Source organism: Novosphingobium sp. SG720 (assembly GCF_012275365.1).
GTDB classification, from domain to species: domain Bacteria; phylum Pseudomonadota; class Alphaproteobacteria; order Sphingomonadales; family Sphingomonadaceae; genus Novosphingobium; species Novosphingobium rhizosphaerae.
Genome location: NZ_JAAZQN010000023.1, coordinates 1 through 2,176 on the forward strand (window position 1 = coordinate 1; position 2,176 = coordinate 2,176).

Here is a 2,176-nt window from a genome sequence, read left to right on the forward strand (position 1 = left end):
CCGAAAGCCGAACGGTCGTCCTGACCCAGTGCTGGTTGCGGACTGAGCGCAATCGCCGCCTTGATACGCGGGTCGCGCATGATCGCCGCGCCGCCATAGCGCGCGCCCGACACGGCCAACACCGTCTGGGCGCCAAAGCTGTGGCCCGCCATGCCGACGCGGCCCATATCGAGCCGTGCGAGATCGCATGCCCCTTCACGCCCGCCCTTTGCCAGCCGGTCGAGCACGAAATGGACATCATCAACGCGCGCTTGTAGCTGCTGGCCGTTCATGGCGCTGCGCAGACCCTGCATGGGCCGCATTCTGCCCTTCCAGATCGCTGCATCGCTGCCGGCATGCTCAATATTGACGGTTGCGAAGCCTGCCTCGGCCCAGACCGTCACCCAATTCGTTCCGGCGTCAAGGCTACCGCCCAGGCCATGGCTGAAAAGAATGACAGGGACTTGGGCGCGTCCTTCGGGCATCCGTATTCGCACCGGAACGGGACGACCGCTTCGTGCCGCGTCGGTCCAAATCGCATTGCAGATGGCGGGCGCGGCGAAGGCCTGAGTCGGAGAAAAAGCGGTGGCGCCCATTGCCACGACGGCTGCAGCGAAAAGCGGTTTCATGATGCCAACTCCTGGGTCTTCCGGCACTGCGGGACGGTGCCCGGCGGCGAGAGCGCGATGCGCACAGCGTAGCGCAACCCTTGCGCGGTTTTCATATCCTGCAACAAGTCGCGCCATTCGCGAAAGGCCAAGCGTACGGGATTGGTTTCAAGCCCCCTGCCCTTGAGCCCGAACACCACGGGTTCCTCGGCTCGCTCGGCGCGGAAGGTCCCGAACAGGCGGTCGAAGACGATGACCACGCCGCCGTAATTGCAGTCGAGATAAGCGTCGTTACAACCATGGTGCGCGCGGTGGTGGGACGGCGTGTTGAGCAGCCATTCGAGCGGCCCCAAGGACAGCTTCGCCTCGGTATGGAGGAGGAACTGGTAGCGCAGATCCAGCGCCAACAGCAGCACCACGAGCCGAGGATCGAACCCGGCGAACACCAGCGGCACATAGCATACCCACCCCGCCGACAGGAGGTTGGTCCAACCGAGCCGGAGCGAGGAAAGCAGGGTCATCTCCCCGGGTGAATGGTGAACGGCATGCGTCGCCCATAGCCAGCGGACCCGATGGCTGGCGCGGTGGAACCAGTAATAGGCGAACTCGACCGCCAAGAACCCGGCTACCCAAGTCTTCCAGTCATCGAGCGGAAGATGGATGGGGGCAATCTTCCACCCGGCATCGAATACTGCCCCGATGACCACGCCATTGAGGATGGCGGCCGGAATGTTGCCGACGGCAAGGCCAAGCGTGGTCAGCGCATTGCCGCGATCGTAGCCGCGCCCGCTGCGCAACCGCCAGACGATCTCGGCGAACACCAGCCCGACCACGACCGCCAACCAAGCCGGTGAACGGGTGAGCAGTGCGTCCACGTCACATCCCTCCCCGCATCGCCCGCGCGTTGGCGCGGAAGGCGGTGAGTTCGGACTGATCGACGAATCCATCGTGGTTGGCATCGGCCATGTCGAACATCGTGGTCGGCGCATGCGCCAGTTCCTGTCGCGTCACCCTGCCGTCATGATCGGCGTCGGCGCTCGTGATGAGTGCATCCATCTTCGCTTTCGCTGCGGCAAAGGCCGCCAGACGGGGAAAATCGGCGGCACTGATCACGCCGTCGTGGTTGCGATCCAGTTCGGCGAACCGGGCGCTCCGGCCCGCCATGAATTCATCGCGGCTAATGCGGCCATCGTGGTTGGCGTCCGCGCCGGCGAACATGTCGGCAAAGCGGCCACCCCTTTGCGCATGGGCCGTGCCGGCGATGGCAAGGGTGGCGGTCGCGGCGATGAAGAGGGACATTCTCATGATGCTATCCTTGTGAAAGTCGGCCCGGCCTTCTGGGGGGAGAGGGCGAGATGGCCGGGCCGCGTGGCGGGGCGGGCTCAGTTCTGGGGCGGGGTCGAGCTCACCGTTCCCGACACGGTGCCGGTGCGGCCATTCGGGCCGGTCACAGTCGATGAGACGCTGCCTGTACCATTGCCGTTAGCAGTCACACTGGTCGAGCGGCCCCAGGTCTGGCCGTTGTTGGTGGTGTGCGTGGCGCCGCCCGAATAGGTGCCATTGACCCAGCTACCACCGCGCGTCGTCGT

2 protein-coding genes and 2 pseudogenes are annotated in these 2,176 nt (G+C 65.2%); all 4 read right to left on the reverse strand.

Translation table 11 applies throughout. The annotated features are described in order from the left end of the window. A pseudogene (locus FHW94_RS22965) lies at positions 1 to 608 on the reverse strand (dienelactone hydrolase); the annotation flags it as partial. After that, positions 605 to 1,462 (reverse strand): sterol desaturase family protein, encoded by an 858-nt coding sequence (locus FHW94_RS22970; protein WP_349237592.1) that lies wholly within the window; start codon positions 1,460 to 1,462, stop codon positions 605 to 607. The pseudogene FHW94_RS22965 and the gene FHW94_RS22970, both read right to left, overlap by 4 nt. 1 nt (position 1,463) lies before the next feature. Next, the gene (locus FHW94_RS22975) at positions 1,464 to 1,892 is read right to left on the reverse strand and encodes an EF-hand domain-containing protein (protein ID WP_168558155.1); all 429 of its coding nucleotides are present in this window, start codon (positions 1,890 to 1,892) and stop codon (positions 1,464 to 1,466) included. 77 nt (positions 1,893 to 1,969) lie between these two features. Further along, positions 1,970 to 2,176, reverse strand: a pseudogene (locus FHW94_RS23115) (hypothetical protein); the annotation flags it as partial.